This is a genomic window from Micromonospora sp. WMMA1996 (genome assembly GCF_002573675.1).
Lineage (GTDB): Bacteria > Actinomycetota > Actinomycetes > Mycobacteriales > Micromonosporaceae > Micromonospora > Micromonospora sediminicola.
Window position 1 is genome coordinate 2,206,593 of sequence record NZ_PDHU01000001.1, and the last position, 22,973, is coordinate 2,229,565.

General features: G+C 73.2%; 24 protein-coding genes and 2 pseudogenes. 9 read left to right on the plus strand and 17 right to left on the minus strand.

The features are described 5' to 3' along the window. Positions 1-75: 75 nt before the first annotated feature. Positions 76-276 carry a DUF5999 family protein gene (locus tag COO58_RS10625; protein ID WP_013286363.1) on the minus strand — a complete coding sequence of 67 codons (201 nt, stop codon included), beginning with the start codon at positions 274-276 and terminating at the stop codon, positions 76-78. 123 nt (positions 277-399) lie between these two features. Here COO58_RS10625 and COO58_RS10630 point away from each other — a divergent pair, with 123 nt between their 5' ends. Then, on the plus strand, positions 400-1,590 hold the full coding sequence (locus COO58_RS10630; protein WP_098744808.1) for a chorismate-binding protein: 1,191 nt from the start codon (positions 400-402) through the stop codon (positions 1,588-1,590). Between the two features lie 53 nt (positions 1,591-1,643). Here the strand turns inward: COO58_RS10630 and pip are convergent, their stop codons facing one another. Continuing rightward, positions 1,644-2,591 (minus strand): prolyl aminopeptidase, encoded by a 948-nt coding sequence (pip, locus tag COO58_RS10635; RefSeq protein WP_091574412.1) that lies wholly within the window; start codon positions 2,589-2,591, stop codon positions 1,644-1,646. A gap of 106 nt (positions 2,592-2,697) precedes the next feature. Between pip and def the strand changes: the two genes are divergently transcribed. Further along, the gene (gene def / locus COO58_RS10640; RefSeq protein ID WP_091574413.1) at positions 2,698-3,207 is read left to right on the plus strand and encodes a peptide deformylase; all 510 of its coding nucleotides are present in this window, start codon (positions 2,698-2,700) and stop codon (positions 3,205-3,207) included. Here the strand turns inward: def and COO58_RS10645 are convergent. Then, positions 3,187-3,993 carry a GNAT family N-acetyltransferase gene (locus tag COO58_RS10645; protein WP_255292580.1) on the minus strand — a complete coding sequence of 269 codons (807 nt, stop codon included), beginning with the start codon at positions 3,991-3,993 and terminating at the stop codon, positions 3,187-3,189. The two genes, def and COO58_RS10645, sit on opposite strands and share 21 nt — an antisense overlap. Next, positions 3,993-4,769, minus strand: a complete 777-nt coding sequence (locus tag COO58_RS10650) for a TSUP family transporter (RefSeq protein WP_176558786.1) — start codon at positions 4,767-4,769, stop codon at positions 3,993-3,995. Before COO58_RS10650 ends, COO58_RS10645 begins: the two co-directional genes overlap by 1 nt. A gap of 174 nt (positions 4,770-4,943) precedes the next feature. On the opposite strand from COO58_RS10650, the gene COO58_RS10655 reads away from it, so the two are divergent. Next, a complete protein-coding gene (locus COO58_RS10655) occupies positions 4,944-5,723 on the plus strand; it encodes an endonuclease/exonuclease/phosphatase family protein (protein ID WP_091577620.1) in 780 nt (259 codons plus the stop codon). A gap of 1 nt (position 5,724) precedes the next feature. On the opposite strand, the gene COO58_RS10660 is transcribed toward COO58_RS10655, so the two are convergent. The 3 genes and pseudogenes from COO58_RS10660 to COO58_RS10670 all read right to left on the minus strand — a co-directional run bounded on the left by COO58_RS10660 (position 5,725) and on the right by COO58_RS10670 (position 8,953). After that, the gene (locus COO58_RS10660; protein ID WP_098744811.1) at positions 5,725-6,585 is read right to left on the minus strand and encodes a bifunctional 5,10-methylenetetrahydrofolate dehydrogenase/5,10-methenyltetrahydrofolate cyclohydrolase; all 861 of its coding nucleotides are present in this window, start codon (positions 6,583-6,585) and stop codon (positions 5,725-5,727) included. A 92-nt stretch (positions 6,586-6,677) separates the two neighbouring features. Then, positions 6,678-7,703 (minus strand): hypothetical protein, encoded by a 1,026-nt coding sequence (locus tag COO58_RS10665; RefSeq protein ID WP_098744812.1) that lies wholly within the window; start codon positions 7,701-7,703, stop codon positions 6,678-6,680. Positions 7,704-7,955: 252 nt separating this feature from the next. Next, positions 7,956-8,953, minus strand: a pseudogene (locus tag COO58_RS10670) (tyrosine-type recombinase/integrase). A 99-nt stretch (positions 8,954-9,052) separates the two neighbouring features. Here COO58_RS10670 and COO58_RS10675 point away from each other — a divergent pair. Beyond that, on the plus strand, positions 9,053-9,838 hold the full coding sequence (locus tag COO58_RS10675; protein ID WP_218012345.1) for an aminoglycoside phosphotransferase family protein: 786 nt from the start codon (positions 9,053-9,055) through the stop codon (positions 9,836-9,838). Positions 9,839-10,037: 199 nt separating this feature from the next. Here the strand turns inward: COO58_RS10675 and COO58_RS10680 are convergent, their stop codons facing one another. The 7 genes and pseudogenes from COO58_RS10680 to pdxY all read right to left on the minus strand — a co-directional run bounded on the left by COO58_RS10680 (position 10,038) and on the right by pdxY (position 16,569). Further along, positions 10,038-12,398 carry an excinuclease ABC subunit UvrA gene (locus COO58_RS10680; RefSeq protein WP_098744814.1) on the minus strand — a complete coding sequence of 787 codons (2,361 nt, stop codon included), beginning with the start codon at positions 12,396-12,398 and terminating at the stop codon, positions 10,038-10,040. A gap of 27 nt (positions 12,399-12,425) precedes the next feature. Then, positions 12,426-12,875: a pyridoxamine 5'-phosphate oxidase family protein gene (locus COO58_RS10685; protein WP_091574419.1), complete on the minus strand. Its 450-nt coding sequence runs from the start codon at positions 12,873-12,875 to the stop codon at positions 12,426-12,428. 38 nt (positions 12,876-12,913) lie between these two features. Then, positions 12,914-13,296 (minus strand): annotated as a pseudogene (locus tag COO58_RS10690) (VOC family protein); the annotation flags it as partial. Positions 13,297-13,301: 5 nt separating this feature from the next. Further along, the gene (locus COO58_RS10695; RefSeq protein ID WP_091574420.1) at positions 13,302-13,769 is read right to left on the minus strand and encodes a helix-turn-helix transcriptional regulator; all 468 of its coding nucleotides are present in this window, start codon (positions 13,767-13,769) and stop codon (positions 13,302-13,304) included. Positions 13,770-13,814: 45 nt separating this feature from the next. Next, complete coding sequence (locus COO58_RS10700) at positions 13,815-14,849, minus strand: hypothetical protein (protein ID WP_098744815.1); 1,035 nt, start codon at positions 14,847-14,849, stop codon at positions 13,815-13,817. 109 nt (positions 14,850-14,958) lie between these two features. After that, positions 14,959-15,627 (minus strand): hypothetical protein, encoded by a 669-nt coding sequence (locus COO58_RS10705; protein WP_141561876.1) that lies wholly within the window; start codon positions 15,625-15,627, stop codon positions 14,959-14,961. 90 nt (positions 15,628-15,717) lie between these two features. Then, entirely contained in the window at positions 15,718-16,569 is an 852-nt protein-coding gene (pdxY, locus tag COO58_RS10710) for a pyridoxal kinase PdxY (RefSeq protein ID WP_098744818.1), read from the minus strand. A 139-nt stretch (positions 16,570-16,708) separates the two neighbouring features. Between pdxY and COO58_RS10715 the strand changes: the two genes are divergently transcribed. Both COO58_RS10715 and COO58_RS30685 read left to right on the plus strand, forming a co-directional pair. Further along, entirely contained in the window at positions 16,709-18,127 is a 1,419-nt protein-coding gene (locus COO58_RS10715) for an OFA family MFS transporter (RefSeq protein WP_098744820.1), read from the plus strand. Beyond that, on the plus strand, positions 18,124-18,249 hold the full coding sequence (locus tag COO58_RS30685; RefSeq protein ID WP_255292581.1) for a hypothetical protein: 126 nt from the start codon (positions 18,124-18,126) through the stop codon (positions 18,247-18,249). Before COO58_RS10715 ends, COO58_RS30685 begins: the two co-directional genes overlap by 4 nt. Positions 18,250-18,290: 41 nt before the next feature. Here COO58_RS30685 and COO58_RS10720 read toward each other — a convergent pair whose 3' ends face one another. Next, the gene (locus COO58_RS10720; protein WP_098744822.1) at positions 18,291-19,019 is read right to left on the minus strand and encodes an SDR family NAD(P)-dependent oxidoreductase; all 729 of its coding nucleotides are present in this window, start codon (positions 19,017-19,019) and stop codon (positions 18,291-18,293) included. Positions 19,020-19,094: 75 nt separating this feature from the next. Here COO58_RS10720 and COO58_RS10725 point away from each other — a divergent pair, with 75 nt between their 5' ends. Continuing rightward, a complete protein-coding gene (locus COO58_RS10725; RefSeq protein ID WP_091574426.1) occupies positions 19,095-19,928 on the plus strand; it encodes a patatin-like phospholipase family protein in 834 nt (277 codons plus the stop codon). A gap of 56 nt (positions 19,929-19,984) precedes the next feature. On the opposite strand, the gene COO58_RS10730 is transcribed toward COO58_RS10725, so the two are convergent. Next, a complete protein-coding gene (locus tag COO58_RS10730) occupies positions 19,985-21,220 on the minus strand; it encodes an RNA polymerase sigma factor (RefSeq protein ID WP_245666392.1) in 1,236 nt (411 codons plus the stop codon). 4 nt (positions 21,221-21,224) lie between these two features. Then, positions 21,225-21,617 carry a YciI family protein gene (locus COO58_RS10735; protein WP_091574427.1) on the minus strand — a complete coding sequence of 131 codons (393 nt, stop codon included), beginning with the start codon at positions 21,615-21,617 and terminating at the stop codon, positions 21,225-21,227. Between the two features lie 90 nt (positions 21,618-21,707). On the opposite strand from COO58_RS10735, the gene COO58_RS10740 reads away from it, so the two are divergent. Continuing rightward, positions 21,708-22,172, plus strand: coding sequence for a peroxiredoxin (locus tag COO58_RS10740; protein WP_281187017.1), 465 nt, complete (start codon positions 21,708-21,710; stop codon positions 22,170-22,172). Between the two features lie 65 nt (positions 22,173-22,237). Next, positions 22,238-22,927, plus strand: a complete 690-nt coding sequence (locus COO58_RS10745; RefSeq protein ID WP_098744823.1) for a hypothetical protein — start codon at positions 22,238-22,240, stop codon at positions 22,925-22,927. Positions 22,928-22,973: the final 46 nt, after the last annotated feature.

A 22,973-nucleotide genomic window follows, 5' to 3' on the forward strand; every position in this document is an offset into this window, starting at 1 on the left:
TGGGGACACGGCCGCCCCGGCCGGCGCGCCGACGATCTCCGTCGGCGCGTACGCTCACTGACGCTGCGTGATCGCTCAGGCGACGAGGGCGTGGCGGGCCGGTCCCCGGTGCGGGGCGATGGTCCGCCCGTCGGGGAGCAGCTCACCGGTGTCCTCGAAGACGATGACGCCGTTGCAGAGCAGGCTCCAGCCCTGCTCAGGGAAGCAGGCGAGGACGCGGGCGGCTTCGCGGTCGGTCGCGTCGGCGGAGGGGCAGGTGGGCTGGTGCTGACACATCGGGTTCTCCGGACTGTGGGGGCACTGTGTCATGGTTCACATGACCAGTGACGCACAGTACCAAGGAAAACTGAGCGGCATCGAGCAAGGATGCGTCTTGTTCACCCAGAATCGGCTGAACGGATGAGCCGGAACCACCCGGACGTTGTGGAAGCGCTCCCACAGGTGCCGGTCGATACCCCCGGCGCACCCCCCGCCTGCCGTGGTCGGCTGGTCGAGACCGCCCGGCTGCAATGGCGCGTCGCCGACGGCGGCGACCCCGCCGACCTGGCGCAACGCTTCCTCGCCGCGCACGGCGTACCGACTGACGACCTTGCCCGACCCGCCCGGCACACGCCGGACGGGGTGTGCGGCGCGGCGCTGTTCCTGTCCGCCGCCGCCGGCGCCCACACGATCGGCGCCCCACCCGGCGCGCCGAGCCCCGCCCCGGCGCTGCCGGACCTGGCCGTGGTCGTCTACCACCACACCGACCGGCCACCCACCCGTCGCCCGACGCCCGACCGATGGTGGCTGGGGGACTGGCAGGACAGCTGGAGCGCCGCCGAGCACGCCGCTGCCGTCGACGCCGTCCGCGCCGCCATCGGACGCGGCGACGTCTACCAGGTCAACCTCGTCGGCCACGCCGCCGCCCCGTACGCCGGGGACCCCCGCCCGGCGCTGGCCCGCCTCGCCGCGCTGCCCGGCGCCCGCTACGGCGGCACCCTCACCGGCGCGGGCTGGGCGGTCGGCTGCGCCTCCCCGGAGACACTCGTCGCGCTGGAACACGGCCGCCTGGTCACCCGACCGATCAAGGGCACCCGCCCGGCCACCCCCGCCGGCCGCCGCGAACTGCTCGCCTCGGCCAAGGAACGCGCCGAACACGTGATGATCGTCGACCTGGAACGCAACGACCTCGCCCGGGTGGCCCGCACCGGCTCCGTGCGCGTCGACGAACTGTTCGCCGTACGCCGCTGGTGCGACCTGTGGCAGGCCGAGTCGACCGTGTCCGCGGCACCCGCCGACGGCCTCGGCCTGGCCGACCTGCTGCGCGCGGTCAGCCCCGGCGGGTCGGTCACCGGCGCGCCCAAACACGCCGCCCTGGCGCACCTGGCCGCGCTGGAACCGGTCGGACGCGGCGCCGGCATGGGCGCGCTCGGCTGGATCGGCCCCGGCCGGCTCGACCTGGGACTGACCATCCGCACCGCCGCCGCCGACGCCCACCGGCTGCACCTGTGGGCCGGCGGCGGCATCACCTGGGGCAGCGACCCCGCCGCCGAGGTCGCCGAGGCCGCCGCCAAGGCCGCCCCGGTGCGCGCCCTGCTCGCCGCCGGCTGAGCACCGACAGCCCGGAGCCGCCCGGCGGTCCCGCGCGGGACCGCCCGCGACGCTCAGGCGGCGGCGAACGCGTCCAGGGCGGCGACCACCCGCTCACCCACACCGTGCCCGCTGCCGTGCCCACCGGCCTCGACGATCTCCAACCGCGCGTCCGGCCAGTCCCGCGCCAGGCGCCACGCGACGTCCGGCGGACCACTGACGTCCAACCGGCCCTGCACCATCACCCCCGGAATCCCGGCCAGGCGGCCCGCGTCGCGGAACAGCTGCCCGTCGGGCAGGAACCCCCGGTTGGCGAAGTAGTGGGTGACCAGCCGGGTGAACCCGAACCGGAACACCGGGTCGGCGAACCGGGGGTCCGGCGCGAACCCGCCGGCCAGGGAGACGTGCACGTCCTCCCAGTCGCACCAGTCGCGGGCCGCCCGCTCCCGCACCGCCGGGTCGGGGTCGTTCACCAACCGGGCGTACGCGGCCGCGAGATCACCGTCACGGTCGGCCTCCGGCACCCCGTCGCGGAACCGCGCCCACTGCTGCGGGAACACCCGACCCATGTCCCGGGTCACCCACTCGACCTCCCGCGCGGTCGTGGCCACCACGCTGAACAACACCAGCGCGCTCACCCGATCCGGGTGCCGCTGGGCGTACGCCAACGACAGCGTCGACCCCCACGAGGCGCCGCACACCAACCACCGGTCCACCCCCAGATGCGCGCGCAGCGCCTCCATGTCGGCCAGCAGATGCCCGGTCGTGTTCACCGACAGGTCGGTGGCCGGATCGGACACCGGCGGGGTGCTGCGCCCGCAGCCGCGCTGGTCGAACAACACGATCCGGTAGGCGGCCGGGTCGAACAGCCGCCGCCACGACGCGCCCGCGCCCGACCCGGGGCCACCGTGCACCACCAGCGCCGCACGGCCGTCGGGATTGCCGCTGGTCTCCCAGTGGATCCGCTGCCCGTCACCGACGTCCAGCATCCCCCGCGCGTACGGCTCGACCGGTGGATACATGCCACACCCCTCCCACGACGGATCCGACAGCGCGCACCCTACGACCCGCCCGCCGCGCCGACGGGTGGGCACCCCGGGCCGGTAAGTAACGGATAGCCTTCCGGGCATGACTATGCGCCCGATCCGGATCATCGGCGACCCCGTGCTGCGCACCCCCAGCGAGCCGATCACCAGCTTCGACGCCGAGCTGCGCACCCTCGTGCAGGACCTGATGGACACCCTGCTCGGCGCACCCGGGCGCGCCGGCGTCGCCGCCCCGCAGATCGGCGTGAACGCCCAGGTGTTCGTCTACCAGGCCGACGGCCACCGCGGCCACATGGTCAACCCCACCCTGGAGTTGTCCGAGGAACTCCAGGACGACGACGAGGGCTGCCTGTCCATCCCCGGGCTCTACTTCCCGACCCCCCGGGCGCTGCACGCCACCGCCCACGGCGTCGACCAGCACGGCGAACCGCTCACCGTCACCGGCACCGGCTTCCTCGCCCGCGCCCTGCAACACGAGACCGACCACCTGCGCGGCCGCCTCTACGTCGACACGCTGCGCGGCGACACCCGCCGCCGCGCGCTGCGCGAGATCCGCGCCGGCCGGTTCGACTCACCCAGCCGCGCCCGCTGACCCGGCAGCCGGCCCGGTCAACCGGGTCAACGCGCACTCGGTGAACCCGGCGACCGCGGTGAACCCCAACCGCTCGTACAACCGCACCGCCGCGGCGTTGTCCGCCCGCACGTTGAGCGTCACGTGATCCACCGACGCCCGCAACCGCGCGCACAACGCCGCCACCACACCCGCACCCAGACCACGCCCCCGCACGTCCGGATGCGTCGTCACGTTCCCCAACGCCGCCACCCGCCACCGCGGCGACCACACGTGCACCCCGGCCACCGCCACCAACCGGCCCCGATCCCGCACCCCCACGTACTGGCCGGTGTCCAGCATCCGCGGATCGAACCAGTTCCCCGGATACGCCACCGCGTACAACTCCCGCAACTCCGCCAGATCAGCCCGACCCAACGGCTCACCCACCGCCGGCACCGCCGCCGCACGCGGAGGATCCGTCCACGCCATCCGCACGTGCGCCGCCGCGTCCGACACCGCGTACCACCGCGACACCGTCGCCTCCAGGCCGGGGGACAGGTGCGCCCACAACCGCGCCGGCAGCACCGGCGCCGCCTCCACCAGCAACGCCGACAGCGCCGCCACCCGCTCCGGCGCTGCGAACGCCAACAACGTCGGCAACTCCACCCCGTGGTACAGCAACACCACCTCGTCACCACGACGGAACCACGACGTGTACGGCCAGAAGAAATCGTCCAGATCACCCAACTGGTACGCGTGCAACACCGGATCCCGACCCAACAACCCGGCCAACACCGCCCGGTCGTGCTCCGCCCGCACCGCCATCACCGCACCGCCGTCCACTGGTCGTAACCCAGCCGCGCCACCAACGCCAGCACCACCACCAGCAGCACCACCCGCACGAACCCGGCGCCGCGCCGCAACGCCATCCGCGCACCCACCATCGCCCCCGCCACGTTGCACACCGCCATCGCCGCACCCAACAGCCACCACACGTGCCCGGTCACCCCGAACACCACCAGCGCCCCCAGGTTCGTCCCCGCGTTGACCACCTTCGCCATCGCCGACCCGTGCAGGAAATCCGCACCCACCAGCGCGGTGAACGCCAACACCAGGAACGTGCCCGTACCCGGACCGATCAACCCGTCGTACAACGCGATGCCCACCCCGGCCACCGCCACCGCCGCCACCACCCGCCCACGGGTCCGCCGCGCAGGCGACGCCACCACCCCCAACCGCGGCCGGGTCAGCACGAACACCGCCACCGACACCAACACCACCAGCACCACCGGCCGGTACGCCCCCGCCGGCACCAACCCCGCCAACGCCGCACCCAACCCCGCCGTCACCACCGCCAACCCCGCCGCCGGACCCGCCACCGCCCAGTCCAGCTTCGTCCGCCGCGCGTACGTCACCGCCGCCGTCGACGTCCCGAAGATCGCCGCCAGCTTGTTCGTCCCCAACGCCGTGGCCACCGGCAGCCCCGGCGCCGCCACCAACAACGCCGGCAACAACAACAGCCCACCGCCGCCCACCACCGCGTCCACCCACCCGGCCAGCGCGGCAGCGCCCAACAACGTCGTCAGCGACACGGCATCCACGGCCGCATTCTTCCCACCCCGCCACCGGCGACGAGACCCCCTGTGGCCAGCCTCACCGGCCCCGACGCCGCCGCAACCACATCCCCACCGACGCCACCGCCACGAACACCAGCATCGAACAGCACAGCAGCTTCAGCACCCGGCAAGCCTGCCACGGCGACGTAGGGTGTGCAGGTGCGCCTGGCCACCTTCAACCTGCTGCACGGCCGTTCCCTCACCGACGGGCTCGTCGACCCGGACCGGCTCACCGCCGCCGTCACCGCCCTCGACGCCGACGTCCTCGCCCTGCAGGAGGTCGACCGCGACCAGAGCCGCAGCGGCAAACTCGACCTCACCGCCCTCGCCGCCCGCGCCCTGCACGCCGAGCACCACCGCTTCGCCGCCGCCGTCGTCGGCACCCCCGGCGAACAGTTCCGCCCCCTCACCCACGACGACGACGGCCACGGCGAACCCCTCTACGGCATCGGCCTGATCAGCCGCCACCCCGTCCGCTCCTGGCAGGTCACCCGACTGCGCGCGGCACCCGTACGCTCACCCATCTACGTACCCGGCCCCGGCGGCGGACTCGTCCTGCTCCGCGACGAACCCCGCGTCGTGCTCGCCGCCGTCCTCGACACCCCCCACGGCCCACTCACCGTCGCCGCCACCCACCTGTCCTTCGTCCCCGGCTGGAACGTGTGGCAACTGCGCCGCGTCGTGCGCGCCCTGCGCGCACTGCCCGCACCCCGGATCCTGCTCGGCGACCTCAACCTGCCCGCCGGACCCGCCGCCGCCCTGTCCCGCTGGCGACCCCTGGCCCGCCGCCCCACCTACCCGGCCGGGCAGCCCCGCGTCCAACTCGACCACATCCTCGCCGACCGACAGCACCTCGACCGGCTCCCACCCGTCACCGCCGTCGACACCCCCCTGGCCACCATCTCCGACCACCGGCCCCTCGTCGTCGACCTCGGGTGACCTAGCCGGTCTGCCGCGCCGCCGCCCGCACCGCGTTGCGGAACAACATCGCCACCGTCGTCGGACCCACCCCACCGACGCGCGGCGTGATCGCCCCCGCCACCTCGGTGCACGACTCGTCCACGTCCGGCAGCAACCGCCGCCCCTCGTAGCGCACCCCACCACCGACCACCACCGCACCCGGACGCACATGCTCCGGACGCACGATCCCCGGCACCCCCGCCGCCGCCACCAGGATCTCCGCCCGCCGCGTGTACCGCGGCCAGTCCGCCACCCCGGTGTGCACCACCGTCACCGCCGCGTTCGCCGTCGGCCGCTTCTGCGCCAGCAACATCGCCAACGGCCGACCCAACGTCGCACCCCGACCGAGGATCACGACCTCCCGGCCCGCCACCGGCACCCCGTGGAACGCCAGCAACGCCTCGATCCCCGCCGGCGTACACGGCAACGGACCCGGCAACCCCAACGCCAACCGGCCCATGTTCACCGGATGCATACCGTCCACGTCCTTGTCCGGGTCCAGCTCCGCCAACGCCCGGTCGTAGTCCAGGTGCCCCGGGATCGGATGCTGCACCAACACCCCGTGCACACCCTTGTCCGCGTTGAAGTCCGCCAGCACCGCGTGCAGATCCGCCTGCGACGCCGACGCCGGCAGATGCACGTGCGGCGACGCGAAACCCAACTCCGCCGCCTGCCGAGACTTGATCCGGATGTAACCCGCGCTCGCGTCGTCGTCACCCACCAGCACCGTCGCCAACGCCGGCGTCACCCCCGCCGCACGCAGCTCCGCCACCGACGCGGCGACCTCCGCCAACACCCGCTCCGCCACCGGGGCACCCGGCAACAACCGCGCAGAAGACATACGACACCTCGCCCGCGGAGGCCCAGGCGGTCGACCCCCGCGACGAGCTCCCCGATGGTCAACCCATCCCCGTGCCGCCAGTCGCGTCCCCTTCACCCTGCCACAGCACGCGCCGCGACCGCATCCACCACCGCCTGCCACCCCGGCAACGCCGCCAGCAGCGCATCCGCCCGCCGCCGCCGATCCGCCGCCGACGCCACCCCGAGATCCGCCAGCATCGCCGCGAACGCCGGCCGCAGCGCCCGCTCCCGCCGCGGCGCCACCGACGCCAACACCGCATGACACCGCGCGTACGTCACCAGCACCCAGAACATCGCCTCCCGGTGCCGCCCCGCCGCCACCAGCTCCGCCGCCCCGTCGAACACCACCGGCCGCCCCGCGGCACCCAGATCCGCCCCGAACGCGAACCCCTCCCGCGGCAGGCCCGCCACCTCGTCGAACACCACCGCCAACCCGGCCAGGTGCTCCCGCACCCGCCCCGCGCCCACCCCACCGCTGTCCAGCGTCGCCAGCAACTCCGGATACCTCCCGGCGAAACCGAACCGCTCCAACACCTCCGCCGCCCGCACGTACCGCCGCCGCACCGTCGGATCCACCAACGCCGCCACTGCCGGCCACACCGCCACCAGCGACGTCGGGAACACCCACGCCAACACCTGCTCCGCCGGCGGCGCCTCCGCGTCCGGGACCCGCAACCCGACCTCGACCCGCCGCCGCACCCCGGCACACCGCCGCCGGACCCACACCGGATCCGCGAAGCCCGCCGCCACCCGCTCGCTCAGCACGGCCAGACGGCCCGACGGATCCGCGATCACTCCATCGGTACGGAACATCGGCGCGAACACCCACGACCCCAACACGTCCTCCGGGCCACCCAACTCGTCCCAGGTGACCGCGCCGACGTCCAGCAGCACCCCCCGGTGGGTGAGCTTGCCCAGCTTCGTCGCGGGGGAGTCACGCACCAGCACCACGTCCACGTCCGACGACGCCGGCAGCTCCGCGTCCTCCGGCATCCCCGGCGTCGACCCGCTGAACACCGCGCCCCGCACCGACGGATCCACGCGCATCCGCTGCCGCACCCAGTCGACCGCCACCGCTCGCGCCGCACCCACCCGCACCGACCCGATCCTGCCAGCGTCCGATCCACCGGACCATCGACGTGACACCGCGTCGCGCGAGCGCTCGGTGAAAGGGCACCCCACAACGCGATATACCGCTTAGTCATAAATATGACCCAGCGGTATATCGCCAAGAAGGGGGACACTGCCCCGACGCCCGACGCCCGACGCCCGACGCCCGACGCCCGACGCCCGACGCCCGACGCCCGACGCCCGACGCCCGACGCCCGACGCCCGACGCCCGACGCCCGGTCAGCTCCGTGTCGTCAGCCCGGACAAAGCCCGGTTCGTGCGGTTCGCCGCCACCGCCGCCCGCTGCTGACCCGCCGTCACCTCGATGTACGTCTGCGACGACGCCAACGACGCGTGCCCCAGCAGCCGCATGATCTCCGCCGCGCTCGCCCCGTCCTCGGCCAACCGCGTGGCGAACGTGTGCCGCAACGCGTGCAACCGCGCCCCCCGCGGCACCCGGTCCCCGATGCCCGCCCGCCGGTAACACGACTCCACCAGATACTGCAGGCCGCCCCGGCGCAACGGCTCACCCCGCCGGTCCACCAGCAACGGCCCGTCCGGACGCACGCTGCGCGCGCCGAACCGGAAGCGACGACTGTCCAGGTAGCCGGCCAGCACCCGGTCCACCCCCGCCTCGATCGGCACCGTGCGGGGCCGCCCACCCTTGCCCGCCACGTCCACCCGACGCTCACCGGCGCGGCCCGCCACCGACGACACCCGCAACGCCAACAGCTCCGACAGGCGCAACCCCGCGCACAGCGCCAGCGCCAGCACCGCGAGGTCCCGCTCCGGCCACGGATCGCGCTGCCGGCCCTCCGCGCGCGCCACCGCCGCCAGCAGTTCCTCCGGCGTGTCCTCGCCCCGCAGCGGCTTCGGCCGGGGGAGCGGCGTGCGGGGCCGCCCCACCGCCGGCATCGGATTCCCGGGCACGACACCCTCGGCGACGAGGAAGGTGAAGAAGCTGTTCCAGGTGGACCAGGCACGGTGGACGGACGCGGCGGCGCGGGGAGCGGCGAAACGCGCGAACGCCGCCCGCATCACGCGGGGGACAGGGCGGTCACCGGCAGCCGGTTCAGGGGGAGGGGAGTGCCGCCGTCGTCGGCCGCCACCAGGGCGGCCACCGTGGTCAGGTCCCGGCGGTAGGCGGCCAGGGTGTGGGGGGAGGGCTTACGGGTGGCCCGCGCGGTCAGGAACTCCTCGATCAACACCTCGACCATTTCGTCCACTTTGTCGTGCATAAAGGATATTATGCACGATTCTCGCGTTCTCGCCAGTGGGGCGTTCCCGGGGGAGAGTGGACGGAAAAACGCGTTGTGGACCTCCGGAGACTGGACCGCATGGTGGAGATCGACGCCGCGCTCGTCCGGACTCTCGTCGCCGCGCAGTTCCCGCAGTGGGCGCACCTGCCGGTCACCGCGGTCACGCGACAGGGGTGGGACAACCGGACCTTCCGTATCGGCGACGACCTGCTGGTCCGCCTGCCCAGCGCCGAGGGCTACGCGTCGGCAATCGCCAAGGAGGACCACTGCCTGCCGATCCTGGCCCGCCATCTGCCGCTGCCCGCACCCGAACCCGTCGCCACCGGCGCGCCCGGCGCCGGCTACCCGTACCCGTGGTCGGTCCGCCGCTGGCTGCCCGGCGACACCCTGGCCGCCGCCCGCGACGTCGACCGCACGACCGTCGCGCGCGAGCTCGGCGCCCTGCTGGCCGCGTTGCGTCAGGTCCCGACGGCCGGCGGGCCGGCCGCGGGACGGCACTCCGCGTTCCGCGGGTGCCACCCGAGCGTGTACGGCGACGACGTCGAGCAGGCCCTGGAGCGCCTCGGTGACCGGGTGGACGGCGACGCCTGCCGCGAGGTGTGGGCGCGTGCACTGACCTCGGCCTGGCCGGGAGTGCCGGTGTGGTTCCACGGTGACGTCTCGGCGGGCAACCTGTTGGTCGTGGACGGGCGGCTCGCCGCGGTGATCGATTTCGGCACGTGCGGGGGGGTGATCCGGCGTGCGATCTGGTGCCGGCGTGGACGTGGTGCGTCGGCGCCGAACGCGCGGTGTTCCGGGACGCGGTCGGTCTGGACGCCGACAGCTGGCGTCGGGCCCGCGGGTGGGCGCTGTGGAAGGCGCTGATCTCGGTCGCGCACGGCAGCGAGGCTCCGGAGGAGCCGTTGCGGGTGGTGGCGGAGGTCCTCGCCGATCCGGTGGTGTGAACGGGCGCGGGGAGGCCCCGATCCGCTTTACTTGACATAATGTAGATTATCGAATCGAGCGGTACGGGGTGCGGGGCGGCGGTGTCGGTGCCGGACGCCGCCGCCCCGCGTACGCCGGGTCAGGCCCCGACGTAGTCGGCGAGGTGTTCGCCGGTGAGCGTCGACCGGGCGGCCGCCAGCTCGGCCGGCGTGCCCTCGAAGACGATCCGGCCGCCGTCGTGGCCGGCGCCCGGACCGAGGTCGATGATCCAGTCGGCGTGCGCCATGACCGCCTGGTGGTGTTCGATGACGATGACCGACTTGCCGGATTCGACCAGCCGGTCGAGCAGGCCGAGGAGTTGGGCCACGTCGGCCAGGTGCAGGCCGGTGGTCGGTTCGTCGAGGACGTAGACGCCGCCCTTGTCCCCCATCCGGGTGGCGAGCTTGAGCCGCTGCCGCTCTCCCCCGGACAGGGTGGTGAGCGGCTGGCCGAGGGTGAGGTAGCCGAGTCCGACGTCGGCGAGCCGGTCGAGGATGGCGTGGGCGGCCGGGGTGCGGGCGTCGCCGGCGCCGAAGAACTTCTCGGCCTCGTTGACCGGCATGGCGAGGACCTCGCTGATGTCGCGGCCGCCGAGGTGGTAGTCGAGCACGGCGGCCTGGAACCGCTTGCCGTCGCAGTCCTCGCAGGTGCTGGCGACGCCGGCCATCATGCCGAGGTCGGTGTAGATGACGCCGGCGCCGTTGCAGGTGGGGCAGGCGCCTTCGGAGTTGGCGCTGAACAGGGCGGGTTTGACGCCGTTGGCCTTGGCGAAGGCCTTGCGGATGGGGTCGAGCAGGCCGGTGTAGGTGGCCGGGTTGCTGCGGCGGGAGCCGCGGATGGCGGTCTGGTCGACGCTGACCACGTCGTCGCGCTTGCCGAGGGAGCCGTGGATGAGGGAGCTCTTGCCGGAGCCGGCGACGCCGGTGACGACGACCAGGACGCCGAGCGGGATGTCGACGTCGACGTCGCGCAGGTTGTGGGTGCGGGCGCCGCGGATGGGCAGGGTGCCGGTGGGTGTGCGGACGGTGTCCTTGAGGGTGGCGCGGTCGTCGAGGTGGCGGCCGGTGACGGTGTCGCTGGCGCGCAGGCCGGCGACGGTGCCCTGGTAGCAGATGGTGCCGCCGTCGGTGCCGGCGCCGGGGCCGAGGTCGACGACGTGGTCGGCGATGGCGATGGTCTCCGGTTTGTGTTCGACGACGAGGACGGTGTTGCCCTTGTCGCGCAGGCGCAGCAGGAGGTTGTTCATCCGGGCGATGTCGTGCGGGTGCAGTCCGATGGTGGGTTCGTCGAAGACGTAGGTGACGTCGGTCAGGGACGAGCCGAGGTGGCGGATCATCTTGGTGCGTTGGGCCTCGCCGCCGGAGAGGGTGCCGGAGGGGCGGTCGAGGCTGAGGTAGCCGAGGCCGATCTCGACGAAGGAGTCGAGGGTGTCCCCCAGTGCGGCGAGCAGCGGGCCGACGGAGGGTTCGTGCAGGTCGCGTACCCAGGTGGCGAGGTCGCTGATCTGCATGGCGCAGGCGTCGGCGATGGTGATGCCGTTGATCTTCGAGGAGCGGGCTTCGGGGCTCAGTCGGGTGCCGTCGCACTCGGGGCAGGTGGTGAAGGTGACGGCGCGTTCGACGAAGGCGCGGATGTGCGGCTGCATGGCGTCGACGTCCTTGGCGAGCATCGACTTGCTGATGGCGGGGATGAGGCCGGTGTAGGTGACGTTGATGCCTTCGACCTTGACCTTGGTGGGCTCCTTGTGGAGCAGGTCGTGCAGTTCGCGTTCGGTGTAGTCGCGGATGGGTTTGTCGGGGTCGAACATGCCGCTGGCGCGGAAGATGCGGCCGTACCAGCCGTCCATGCTGTAGCCGGGGATGGTGATGGCGCCCTCGTTGAGGGTGCGGTCGGCGTCGTAGAGGACGGTGAGGTCGAAGTCGGTGACGGCGCCGCGGCCCTCGCAGCGGGGGCACATGCCGCCGAGGCGGTGGAAGGTGCCCTTCTTGGTCTGGGTCTTGCCGGGGCCGCGGTCGACGGTGATGGCGCCGGCGGCGCGGACGGAGGGGACGTTGAAGGAGTAGGCGTTGGGTGGGCCGATGTGGGGTTGGCCGAGGCGGCTGAAGAGGATGCGCAGCATGGCGTTGGCGTCGGTGGCGGTGCCGACGGTGGAGCGGGGGTCGGCGCCCATGCGTTCCTGGTCGACGATGATGGCGGTGGTGAGGCCTTCGAGGATGTCGACCTCGGGTCGGGACAGGGTGGGCATGAAGCCCTGGACGAAGGCGCTGTAGGTCTCGTTGATGAGTCGTTGGGACTCGGCGGCGATGGTGCCGAAGACCAGGGAGCTCTTGCCGGAGCCGGAGACGCCGGTGAAGACGGTGAGGCGGCGTTTGGGCAGGTCGACGTCGACGTCGCGCAGGTTGTTCTCGCGTGCGCCGTGGACGCGGATGACGTCGTGGCTGTCGGCGGTGGCCGTGGTCATGGTGTCTCCGTCCGGTCGTGCGGGGTGTCAGTCGAGCCAGGCGCCGTCGCGCATGAGCGTGCGGTCGGTCATCTCGTTCACCTCGCGCCAGGCCTGGATGCGGCGGGGTCGGATGCGGTACCAGTGGTAGGGCTCGGTCAGGGTACGGGGGTCGAAGCCGGTGCGGGTGGCGAAGCGGTCGCCGCGGTCGGTGGGTAGGGCGTGGATGTCGAGGGTTTCGACGTCGCCGTCGATCATGACGACGTCGCGGGTGTGGCCGAGGCCGACGCGGGCGCGGCCGGTGGCGAGGTTGCGGCCGGTGGGGCTGTGCGCGGCGGTGGCCAGCAGCAGGGTGTGGCCGTCCCAGTCGAAGGACAGGGGCACGAGGTGGGGGGTGCCGTCGGGGTCGGCGCTGGCGACCCAGCAGTCGATGTCGTGGTCGAGCCGGTGGGTGGTGTCCTGGCGGCGTCGGGCGCGGGTGCGGGGGGCGTCGGTCATCGGTGGGTTCAGCGCCGCTCGTTGATGCGGATGAGGTTGCCGGTGGGGTCGCGGAAGGCGCAGTCGCGGACGCCGTAGGGCTGTTCGGTGGGTTCCTGGACGACGTCGGCGCCGCTGGCCTGGAGGCGGTCGAACAGGCCGTCGAGGTCGTCGGTGGCGAGGGTGAGGGCGCCGTAGCTGCCCTTGGCGATGAGTTCGTGGATGGTGCGGCGCTCGTCGTCGGTGATGCCGGGGTCGACGGCCGGGGGTGCAGGACGATGCCGGTCTCGGGCTGTTCGGGTGGGCCGACGGTGAGCCAGCGCATGGTGTCGCCCTGGCCGACGTCGTTGCGCAGGTCGAAGCCGAGGGTGTCGCGGTAGAAGGCGATGGCGGCGTCGGCGTCGGTGTGCGGCAGGAAGGCGTAGTGGATGGTGATCGTCATGGTGGTCACGCTAGTGGGGGCGTGCCGGTGCGGGCTTCTCGATTCCTGATCGGTCGGGTGGCCTGCTTGGTCAGGCACGGGGGTGGTTCGGGGGTGTCGGGTGTGTGGCGGGCGCGGTAGGCGCTGGGTGGTTCGCCGACGAGTTCGGTGAAGCGGGTGCTGAAGGTGCCGAGGGACTGGCAGCCGACGGCGAAGCAGACATCGGTGACGGTGAGGTCGCCGCGGCGTAGCAGGGCCATGGCGCGTTCGATGCGGCGGGTCATGAGGTAGGCGTAGGGGGATTCGCCGTAAGTCTGGCGGAACTGGCGGCTGAGGTGGCCGGCGGACATGTGCACGCCGCGGGCGAGGGCTTCGACGTCGAGGGGGCGGGCGTATTCGCGGTCGATGCGGTCGCGGACGCGGCGCAGCCGGGCGAGGTCGCGTAGTCGTTGGGCGAACGCGGGGTCTTCGGTGGCCGGGTGGTGGGCGTGCACCTGTGCATCTTCCCTGCTCGGCGGCGGGGTCGTCCACCTGTTCGGTCAGGGCGGCGTGTCGGTCGACCCGGCGGCCCAGGCGGTCCAGGCGTCGCGCCAGTCCTGGTCTGCGGCGGCGCGTCGGTGGAGGTCGGCCGTGGGATCCGGCACCAGTCGTTGGTGGTGTCGCCAGGCTCGGTGGGCCGGGCCGCTGGGTGGGTCGTCGGCGAGGCCGGTGACGTGCAGGAGGGTTTCGGCGATGGCGCGTTCGCGTAGCCGGGGTGAGGTGTCGAACCAGTCGGCGTGCCCGGCGAGCGTGGTGAGGTGGGCGATCGCGTCGGACACCGCACGGTTGGCCGCCGGTTCGCTCTGGTCGGTCAGTTCCTGCTGGCGGCGCACGGCGGCGCGCCAGAGGCCGGACCAGTGAGCCGGCAGTTCCGGGTGTGCTCCCCCGCCGGCGATCCAGGCCAGGGTTTGGCTGCGGTGTGTCAGGGCGGCGTCGATCAGCGCCCGGTGCGGTTCACGGGCGAGGTCTTGTGGCACGGGCGGTGGGGGCGGCTGCGGGAGCGGGTCGGGTCGACGCCATGCGCGGTCGAGCAGGGGTGCCGGGTCGGCGACGAGGCGGAGCTGGATGGTGGCCGCGGGCCAGTCGCGGGCCACGACCGTGATCTCGGCGTCGATCAGGGCGTCGGCGCAGCGGGTCGCCGTCCACCGGTCGCCGGCTCGCACGGTGCGTCCGGTGACGGGTCGGCCGTCGAGGTGCATCGTGGCGTCGTCCTCGGTCCATTCGACGTCGGACAGGTGTGCGCCGGCCATGCGCATCGCATGTTCCAGTCGGTGGCGGAGGGGGTCGCCCCGGTTGTCGGCGCGGCGCGCGGTGTCGACGGTCGCCCACGGGCCGGTCGTTGCCTCGCCGTGCGCGACCCGTATGTGGGTGATCGTGCCGTCGGTGGATTCGAGTCCGGCGAACCGCGCGGTGGTGGGTGGGCCGGCGCCGGTGAGCGCGACGACGGGCAGGCCGCTGTCGCGCAGTTCACGGCGCAGGTGCTCGGTCTGTCGTGCGAGGCGCTCGTCGACGTGGGCTCTCGGGTCGTGTTCCACCGCGACCTCCTCCTCCGCGCGGGGTTTCCGGCTGCGACGGTACTCGCGCGGGTCGCCGCCCGGTCGCGTCAGGCATGTTGGCGCGGCCGGGCGGCGGTGTCGGTCGGGGTCAGGTGATGGTCGTGGACGTGGTCGGCGAGTAGGAGTAGCAGAGCCAGCCGGCTTCGGTGATGGTGAAGCTGCCCCAGGTGACGGTGGCGTTGGCCCAGCCGCGGGTCAGGTTCAGGGTGCGGGCGCTGGCGGCCCAGGACAGGCCGAGGCCGGAGTAGTAGCCGTCGTACTCGTCGTAGTTCTGGGTGGAGTGGCCGCCGTTGTCGCTGATGTCGACGTGCCAGTGGATGTCCCATGGGCCGCCCGAGGCCTGGACGAGGGTCATGCCCGTCGTCAATGTCGCCCGGCCGCCGCCTCTGGGGTCGAGGCCGACCCATGAGCTGCCGCACTCGCCGGTTGCCGCGCCGTAGCTGTTGGTGGACATCGAGCTGCCCGGCTTGAGGACACCGTGCTCGGGCACGTAGCGCCCTTCGGTCGCTGCCGTTGCCTTGTCGGCCGGCACCGAAGCCTGGGAGCCGTCGGGCAACGTCACGACGCGGTAGCCGTGCGCCTCGGCGACCTTCGCGTCGAAGCCCACCAGGCCCATGCCGAGACGGTCGGTCTTGGCGACGGCGCCGGGTGCCGCGGCAGCCGGGGTCGTGAGGGCCGGGACGCCTGCCGTGGCGAGTGCGAGAGCGAGCAGCGCTGATGCGGACAGTCGGGTGCGTCGTCTGTTCCTGGTGGTCATTCCTTCTCCCCGTGTGAGTGACGTTCCCCGAGCCTATTCGAGATGCGTCAATATTTATAGAGAAGGATGGATGTGTTTCGAGATAGCTGGTCAGCGCAGTTGGCGGGCGGTGAAGCGGGTGGGTGGGTCGGCGATGGCGTCCTGGGCGGCGACGAGTTGCAGTTCGCGGGTGCCGGCGGCGAGGGTGGCCTCGAGTACCGCGAAGATCGAGTTGGTGGTGCGTTCGAGCGCGGTCTCGGGTGAGCCGGTGGTGGCGAGGTGGGCCAGGTAGAGGGCGGCGGTGACGTCGCCGCCGCCGTTGGGGGCGATCGGCAGCAGCGGGGTGGTGACCGCCCACGCGCCGGTGTCGGAGACGGCGACCACGTCGAGGTGGTCGGCGGGCAGGTCGCCGTGCAGGACGCTGGTGACCAGGACGTGGCGGGGGCCGGTGGCGCGGACGGTGTCGACGGCGGCGAGCAGGTCGTCGAGGGTGTCGGTGGCGCGGCCGGCGAGGAACTCCAGCTCGAACTGGTTGGGGGTGACGATGTCGGCGCGGGGGACGACGGTGTCGCGGAGGTATTCGGGGATGCCGGGGCGGACGAACATGCCGCGGCCGACGTCGCCCATGACCGGGTCGCAGCAGTAGAGGGCGTCGGGGTTGGCGGCCTTGACCTGGGCGACGGCGTCGAGGATGACCGCGCCGACGGCCGGGTCGCCCTGGTAGCCGGAGAGCACGGCGTCGGCGGTGCCGAGGACGCCGCGGTCGGCGATGCCGGCGATGACGTCGGCGACGTCGGTGGGGGCGAGCAGGGGGCCGCGCCAGGCGCCGTAGCCGGTGTGGTTGGAGAAGTGCACGGTCAGTACCGGCCAGACCTCGTGGCGGAGGCGTTGCAGGGGGAACACGGCGGCGGAGTTGCCGACGTGGCCGTAGGCGACCGACGACTGGATGGACAGGATCTTCACCCGCTCATCGTCGCATCCGGCGCCGGTGGTGACCGTTCGGCTCAGGGTTTCGACCGTCGGGCGCGGGGCGGGTTTGGGCGCAGCGTGCGGCGGGGGCATGAAGCGAGGTGTTCTCGTCATCCGGACGGAGGAAGCACTGATGCTTTCCGCACTCGATCGTCGGCACACCGTCGCGCCACCGGGTTACAGCCGTTGGCTGATCCCCCCGGCGGCGTTGGCGATCCATCTCTGCATCGGGCAGGTCTACGCGACCAGCGTGTACAAGAACTCTCTGATCGCGCACTTCGACACCGGGCAGACGGCGATCGGGGTGATCTTCAGCATCGCGATCGTGATGTTGGGGTTGTCGGCCGCGGTGGCCGGTACGTGGGTGGAGGCGAACGGGCCGCGTAAGGCGATGTTCGTCTCGGCGTGTTTCTGGGCGGCCGGGTTCCTGGTGGGCGCGTTGGGGATCGCGACGTCGCAGCTGTGGCTGCTGTACCTGGGGTACGGGGTGCTGGGCGGGATCGGTCTGGGGATCGGCTACATCTCCCCCGTCTCCACGTTGATCAAGTGGTTCCCGGACCGGCCGGGTCTGGCGACCGGTCTGGCGATCATGGGGTTCGGTGGTGGGGCGATGGTGGCCTCTCCCCTGTCCCGGCAGCTGCTGTCGTTCTTCGACTCCGGGTACGACCCGTCGAACAGCGGTTCGACGGCGTCGGGGTCGGCGTTGGTGTGGTTGTTCGTCACCCTCGGCGTCGGCTACTTCGTGATCATGATGTTCGGGGTGTTCAACGTGCGGGTACCGGCGCCGGACTGGCGTCCGGTTGGCTTCGACCCGGCGAGGGTGGCGGCGAAGCCGCTGGTGACCACCGCGAACGTGTCGGCGGCGAACGCGGTGAAGACCCGCTCGTTCTGGCTGCTGTGGGTGGTGCTGTTCTGCAACGTGACCGCCGGGATCGGCATCCTGGAACAGGCCAGCCCGATGATCCAGGACTTCTTCCGCGAGGGTGGCACGTCGGCGGTGTCGGTGGCGGCGGCCGGCGGGTTCGTGGGGCTGCTGTCGTTGTTCAACATGGCCGGCCGGTTCGTCTGGTCGTCGACCTCGGACGTGATCGGCCGGAAGCCGATCTACGTGGTGTACCTGGGTGTGGGCATGGTGCTGTACCTGCTGCTGGCGCTGGTGGGGCAGAGCGCGACGGCGTTGTTCGTGCTGCTGGCGTGCGTGATCCTGTCGTTCTACGGCGGTGGGTTCGCCACCGTGCCGGCGTACCTGCGGGACCTGTTCGGCACGTTCGAGGTGGGTGCGATCCACGGTCGGCTGCTGACCGCGTGGTCGGCGGCGGGGGTGGCGGGTCCGCTGATCGTCAACGCGTTCCTCGACGCGCAGGGCGAGCCGGGCACGTTGACCGCCGCGGCGTACCGGCCGGCGCTGTTCACGATGGTCGGGGTGCTGGCGGTGGGGTTGGTGGCGAACCTGCTGATCCGGCCGGTGCCGCAGCGGTTCCACGAGCCGGCGTCGGGCCGGGAGGAGAGGGCGGACGAGCGGCCGGTGGCGGCGGAGAGGAGCGGGTCGTGAACGAGCGGGTCGGTGGCGGGCAGCGGGTCCGTCTGGTGGTGTCGTGGCTGGTGGTGTCGGTGCTGTTGGGTTACGGCGTGGTGCAGACGCTGATCACGGCGGCGAAGCTGTTCACGCAGTGAGGGCGGCGGCGGCCCGGGTCTCCCCCGGGCCGCCGCGCCGTTCAGAGGCCGCCGGCCACGCGCAGGACGGCGCCGGTGGTGTACGAGGCGTCGGGGCCGAGCAGGTGGGCGATGGCGCCGGCGACCTCGTCGGGTTCGCCGGCGCGGCCCAACGGGATCCGACCGGCGGCGGTGTCGGGTCGGTCCGGCACGCCGGAGCGGGCGTGGATGTCGGTGCGGATGATGCCGGGCGCGACCGCGTTGACCCGGATGCCGCGCGGGGCGAGTTCCTTGGCCAGGCCGACGGTGAGGGTGTCGGTGGCGGCCTTCACGGCGGCGTAGTGGATGTACTCGCCGGGGCTGCCGAGGGTGGCGGCGGCGGAGGAGACGTTGACGATCGCGCCGCCGGCGGTCATCCGGCGGGCCGCCTGCTGGGCGCAGAGGACGTAGCCGACGAGGTTGACGTCGACGACCTCGCGCAGGTCCTCGGCGCGCAGGTCGGTGAACGGGCCGATGGGGCTGGTGACGCCGGCGTTGTTGACCAGGCCGGTGAGCGGGCCGAGCCGGTCGGCGGCGTCGAAGATGCGGCGTACCTGCTCGGGGTCGCAGGTGTCGGCGGCGACGGTGACCGCGCGGCGGCCGGCGGCGCGCACGTCGGCGGCCACGGATTCGGCGGCCGCGTGGTCGGTGCGGTAGCCGATCACCAGGTCGTGGCCGTCGGCGGCGAGTCGTCGGGCGGTGGCCGCGCCGATGCCGCGCCCTCCCCCGGTAACGATGGTGACGGAGGTCAATGCCCTTCTCCCCTGCCTGGTGGTGGGGGCGACGTTACCGTGAGCGGGACCACCCGGGGTGGAGAGGACTGTCACATGGGGCGCGCGTTGGTGTTGGGTGGCGGCGGGGTGACCGGGGTGGCCTGGGAACTGGGTCTGCTGGCCGGGTTTGCCGGGCACGGGTTGCGGCTGGACGAGGCGGACCTGGTGGTGGGCACGTCGGCCGGGTCGGTGGTCGGGGCGCAGGTGCGTTCGGGTACGCCCCTGGCAGAGCTGTACGAGGCGCAGTTGCGGCCACCGCGCGACGAGGTGCCGGCCCGGCTCGGGGCGGGGGTGCTGTTGCGCTGGGCGTGGGCCGGTGGGCGGGGCCGGGACGCGGCGCGGGCCCGGGCGCGCATCGGCGCGATGGCGTTGTCGGCGCGTACCGCGTCGGAGCAGTCGCGGCGGGCGGTGATCGCGGCGCGGTTGCCGTCGTCGGAGTGGCCGGCGGCGCGGCTGCTGGTCACCGCGGTGGACGCGGCGTCGGGTGAGTTCGTGGTGTTCGACGCGGACAGCGGGGTGCCGCTGGTGGACGCGGTCGGCGCGAGTTGCGCGGTGCCGGGGGTGTGGCCGCCGGTGACCGTCGGTGGCCGGCGTTACGTCGACGGCGGTGTCCGTTCGCCGGTGAACGCGGATCTGGCGGCCGGGTGCGGGCAGGTGGTGGTGCTGGCGCCGACGACCGCCGCGGTGGGGCCCATGCCGCGGTTGGCGGCGCAGGTGGTGGCGTTGCGCAAGGCGGGGGCGCGGGTGGCGGTGGTGTCGCCGGACCGGGCGGCGCGCACGGCGATCGGTCGTAACGTGCTGGACCCGGCGCGGCGGGCGGCGTCGGCGCGGGCCGGGTTCGCGCAGGCCGAGGCGGTGGCGCACGAGGTGGGCGCGGTGTGGCGCTGACCGGGGGCGCCGAGCACGACGCGGCCTGACCGGCCGCGCCGCTGCCACCGGCGGTGTCAGGAGGCGCCGGTCAGGCGGGCCAGGCGTCGGTTGAGGTAGCGCTGTTCGGGCAGGCTTCCGGACAGCCGCGCCGCCAACCGGTAGTGGTCGGCTGCGGCCCGCGGATCGCCGTCGAGTTCCAGCAGGTGGGCGCGGACGGCGTGCAGCCGGTGGTGGCCGCGCATCGCCGGGTCGGCCAGCAGCGGTTCGAGCAGCGCCAGCCCGAGGCCGGGGCCGTGCGCCATGGCCACGGCGACGGCCTGGTTGAGCGTGACGAACGGGCTGGGAGCGACCCGGCTCAGCATGTCGTAGAGGACGCTGATCTGCCGCCAGTCGGTGTCCGGGAAGGCCGGCGCCTCGGCGTGGACGGCCGCGATGGCCGCCTGGAGTTGGAAGCGGCCCACCGGCCCGTGGGGCAGGGCCCGACCCAGCAGCGTGACGCCCTCGTCGATGAGGTCGTGGCGCCAGCGGGAGCGGTCCTGGTCGGCCAGCGGCACGAGGTCTCCGGCGGCGTCGGTGCGGGCGGGCGACCGGGCGTGGGTGAGCAGCATCAGCGCCAGCGCGCCGGTGACCTCGTGGTGGTCGGGCAGCGCGGCGTGGACCTGACGGGTGAGCCGGATCGCCTCCTCGGTGAGTTCCACGTCGACGAGTTGGTCGCCGGAGGTGCGGGTGTAGCCCTCGCTGAACACCAGGTGGCACACGTCCAGCACGGCGGCCACCCGGTCGGGCAGCGCGTGCCGCGGCGGCATGGTGAACCGGGCGCCCGCGTCGCGCAGCGTCGCGCGTGCCCGGCTCAGCCGCTGGGTCATGGTCCGGGCCGGCACCAGGTAGGCGGCGGCGATCTGCTCCACGCGCAGCCCCGCCACCGCGCGCAGGGTCAGCGCGACCTGGGAAGGGCGGCTCAGCGCCGGGTGGCAGCAGAGGAACAGCAGCCGCAGCGTGTCGTCCGTGTCGGTGACGGGTGTGTCGTCGACCGCCGGCACGACACCGGCGTCGGGCTGCCGGGCCGCGTCGAGCCGTTCGCGGCGGGTGCGGGCCGTCTCGGCGCGCACCCGGTCGATCAGCCGTCGCGAGGCGACCCGGATGAGCCAGGCGCGGGGTTCGTCGGGGACACCGGTGAGCGGCCACCGGGCGGCTGCTGCCTCCGCCGCGTCCTGTAGGGCGTCCTCGCAGGCGTCGGGGTGCCCGTGGTGGCGCAGCAGCGCGGCGCGGACGTGCGGCGCCTCCCGGCGCCACACGTCCGCGAGCGCCACGACGTCACTGATCGGAGCCGCCCGGCCACATCGAGGGCCGCAGCTCGACGGTTTCCCCGGGGCCGGCGAACCTCGCGGCGACGGCCTCGGCGCGGGCCTGGTCCTCGACGTCGATGAGGAAGAAACCGGCGAGGTGTTCCTTGGCCTCGGAGTACGGGCCGTCGGTCGCCAGGGGTGCGCCGTCGCGCCACCGGTAGAGCCGGGCGGTGCGGGGGTCGGCGAGCGCCTCACCGACGACCAGCTCACCGTTGGCGTGCAGCTCGGTCATCACCTGCTCGAAGTCGGCGTTGAGCCGGTCGCGTACCTCGGCGGGCAGCTCCTGGTGGGCGGCGAGGTATTCGGAGGTGGGGTGGCCCCACGGCTCCGGGTTGGAATGGATCATGATCACGTACTTCACTGTCTGTCCTCCGCGTCGTGCGGCGGTGTCTCCCCGCCGCTCGCCCGGTACGACGGAGCGGGATCGCCGATGTCTACATATCCTCGCGTCATGAGTGACGCGGTGGGTGTCGGTGACCTGGTCGAGGATTTCACGCTGCCGGACGAGACGGGCACGCCACGGCGCCTGTCGGAGTTCCTGGCCGCCGGTCCGGTGGTGCTGTTCTTCTACCCGGCGGCGATGACGCGGGGCTGCACGGCGGAGAGCTGCCACTTCCGGGACCTGGCGGCGGAGTTCGCGGCGGTGGGCGCGCAGCGGGTGGGGATCAGCCGGGATCCGGTGCAGCGGCAGGCGGAGTTCTCCCGCCGGCACGGGCTCGGCTATCCGCTGCTGTCGGACATCGACGGCGAGGTGGCGCGGGCGTTCGGGGTGCGGCGGCGGCTGCCGCTGGGCGCGCTGAGCACCCGGCGGATGACGTTCGTCATCGGCACCGACCGGCGGGTGCTGGCCGTGGTGCACAGCGAGCTGAGCATGAACGAGCACGCCGACGCGGCGCTGCGGGCCCTCGGGGGCTGATCATCGCGGTGTCGCAGCCGGCTGGTATCAAGGCTGCGTCAAACAGGTGTACGGAAGAGGGCGTGATGGCGGGTCAGGGTTTGTCCACTGACGAGGTTCAGGGAATCCGGGAGGCCCTTGCGGCGGGCCGCAAGCCCCGGGTGGTGTTCACCGAGGCGGCCGGGCAGATGGCCGGGCAGCTCGGGCAGGTGGTGGAGCTGACCGACCCGGCGGAGTCGGAGGAGTTCGTGGTGGTGCGGTTCGGCCGCGACGAGCTGCCCTTCTCCCCCGCCGACGTGGCGATCGCCCCCAAGGGCGCCGGGCGGCGTCCGGCGGCCGAGGCGAAGCCGGAACCGGAGCAGGCGCCGGCCGCCCCGCCGGAGCCGGAGTTCGTGCTGGACACCCCGCGGGTTCCGGCGCCGCGACGGGAGGAGCCGAAGGCGGAGCAGCCGACAGCGGAGCCGAAGCCGGCGAAGCGGGCGGTGAAGGCCGCGAAGCCGAAGACTCCGCCGGGGCTGACCGTGACGCTTGCCTACGCCGAGGGTGAGTGGACGGTCGCCGCGCAGCAGGGCACGAAGGCGCTGGCCCGGCCGTACGTGGTGAAGCCGGCCGAGGCGCTGCGGATGGTGGCGCTGGTCGACGTGCCGGGGGTGCAGGAGGCGGTGGAGCAGATCCTGGCCGCGGAGCGGGCCGAGGCCGAGCAGCAGGCGGAGAAGCTGCGCGCCGAGCTGGCCGAGATCGAGGCCCGGCTGGCGGAGCTGCGCGAGGCGCGCTGACCCCGGAACGCCCCGCGGGGCCGGTGCGACCCCCTCGCACCGGCCC

Coding starts and splice junctions, on each gene's coding strand:
- COO58_RS10625 (WP_013286363.1), bottom strand. CDS start 276: ATGTGTCAGCACCAGCCCACCTGCCCCTCCGCCGACGCGACCGACCGC.
- COO58_RS10630 (WP_098744808.1), top strand. CDS start 400: ATGAGCCGGAACCACCCGGACGTTGTGGAAGCGCTCCCACAGGTGCCG.
- pip (WP_091574412.1), bottom strand. CDS start 2,591: ATGTATCCACCGGTCGAGCCGTACGCGCGGGGGATGCTGGACGTCGGT.
- def (WP_091574413.1), top strand. CDS start 2,698: ATGACTATGCGCCCGATCCGGATCATCGGCGACCCCGTGCTGCGCACC.
- COO58_RS10645 (WP_255292580.1), bottom strand. CDS start 3,993: ATGGCGGTGCGGGCGGAGCACGACCGGGCGGTGTTGGCCGGGTTGTTG.
- COO58_RS10660 (WP_098744811.1), bottom strand. CDS start 6,585: ATGTCTTCTGCGCGGTTGTTGCCGGGTGCCCCGGTGGCGGAGCGGGTG.
- COO58_RS10675 (WP_218012345.1), top strand. CDS start 9,053: ATGGTGGAGATCGACGCCGCGCTCGTCCGGACTCTCGTCGCCGCGCAG.
- COO58_RS10680 (WP_098744814.1), bottom strand. CDS start 12,398: ATGACCACGGCCACCGCCGACAGCCACGACGTCATCCGCGTCCACGGC.
- COO58_RS10685 (WP_091574419.1), bottom strand. CDS start 12,875: ATGACCGACGCCCCCCGCACCCGCGCCCGACGCCGCCAGGACACCACC.
- COO58_RS10705 (WP_141561876.1), bottom strand. CDS start 15,627: ATGACCACCAGGAACAGACGACGCACCCGACTGTCCGCATCAGCGCTG.
- COO58_RS10715 (WP_098744820.1), top strand. CDS start 16,709: ATGCTTTCCGCACTCGATCGTCGGCACACCGTCGCGCCACCGGGTTAC.
- COO58_RS10725 (WP_091574426.1), top strand. CDS start 19,095: ATGGGGCGCGCGTTGGTGTTGGGTGGCGGCGGGGTGACCGGGGTGGCC.
- COO58_RS10740 (WP_281187017.1), top strand. CDS start 21,708: ATGAGTGACGCGGTGGGTGTCGGTGACCTGGTCGAGGATTTCACGCTG.
- COO58_RS10745 (WP_098744823.1), top strand. CDS start 22,238: ATGGCGGGTCAGGGTTTGTCCACTGACGAGGTTCAGGGAATCCGGGAG.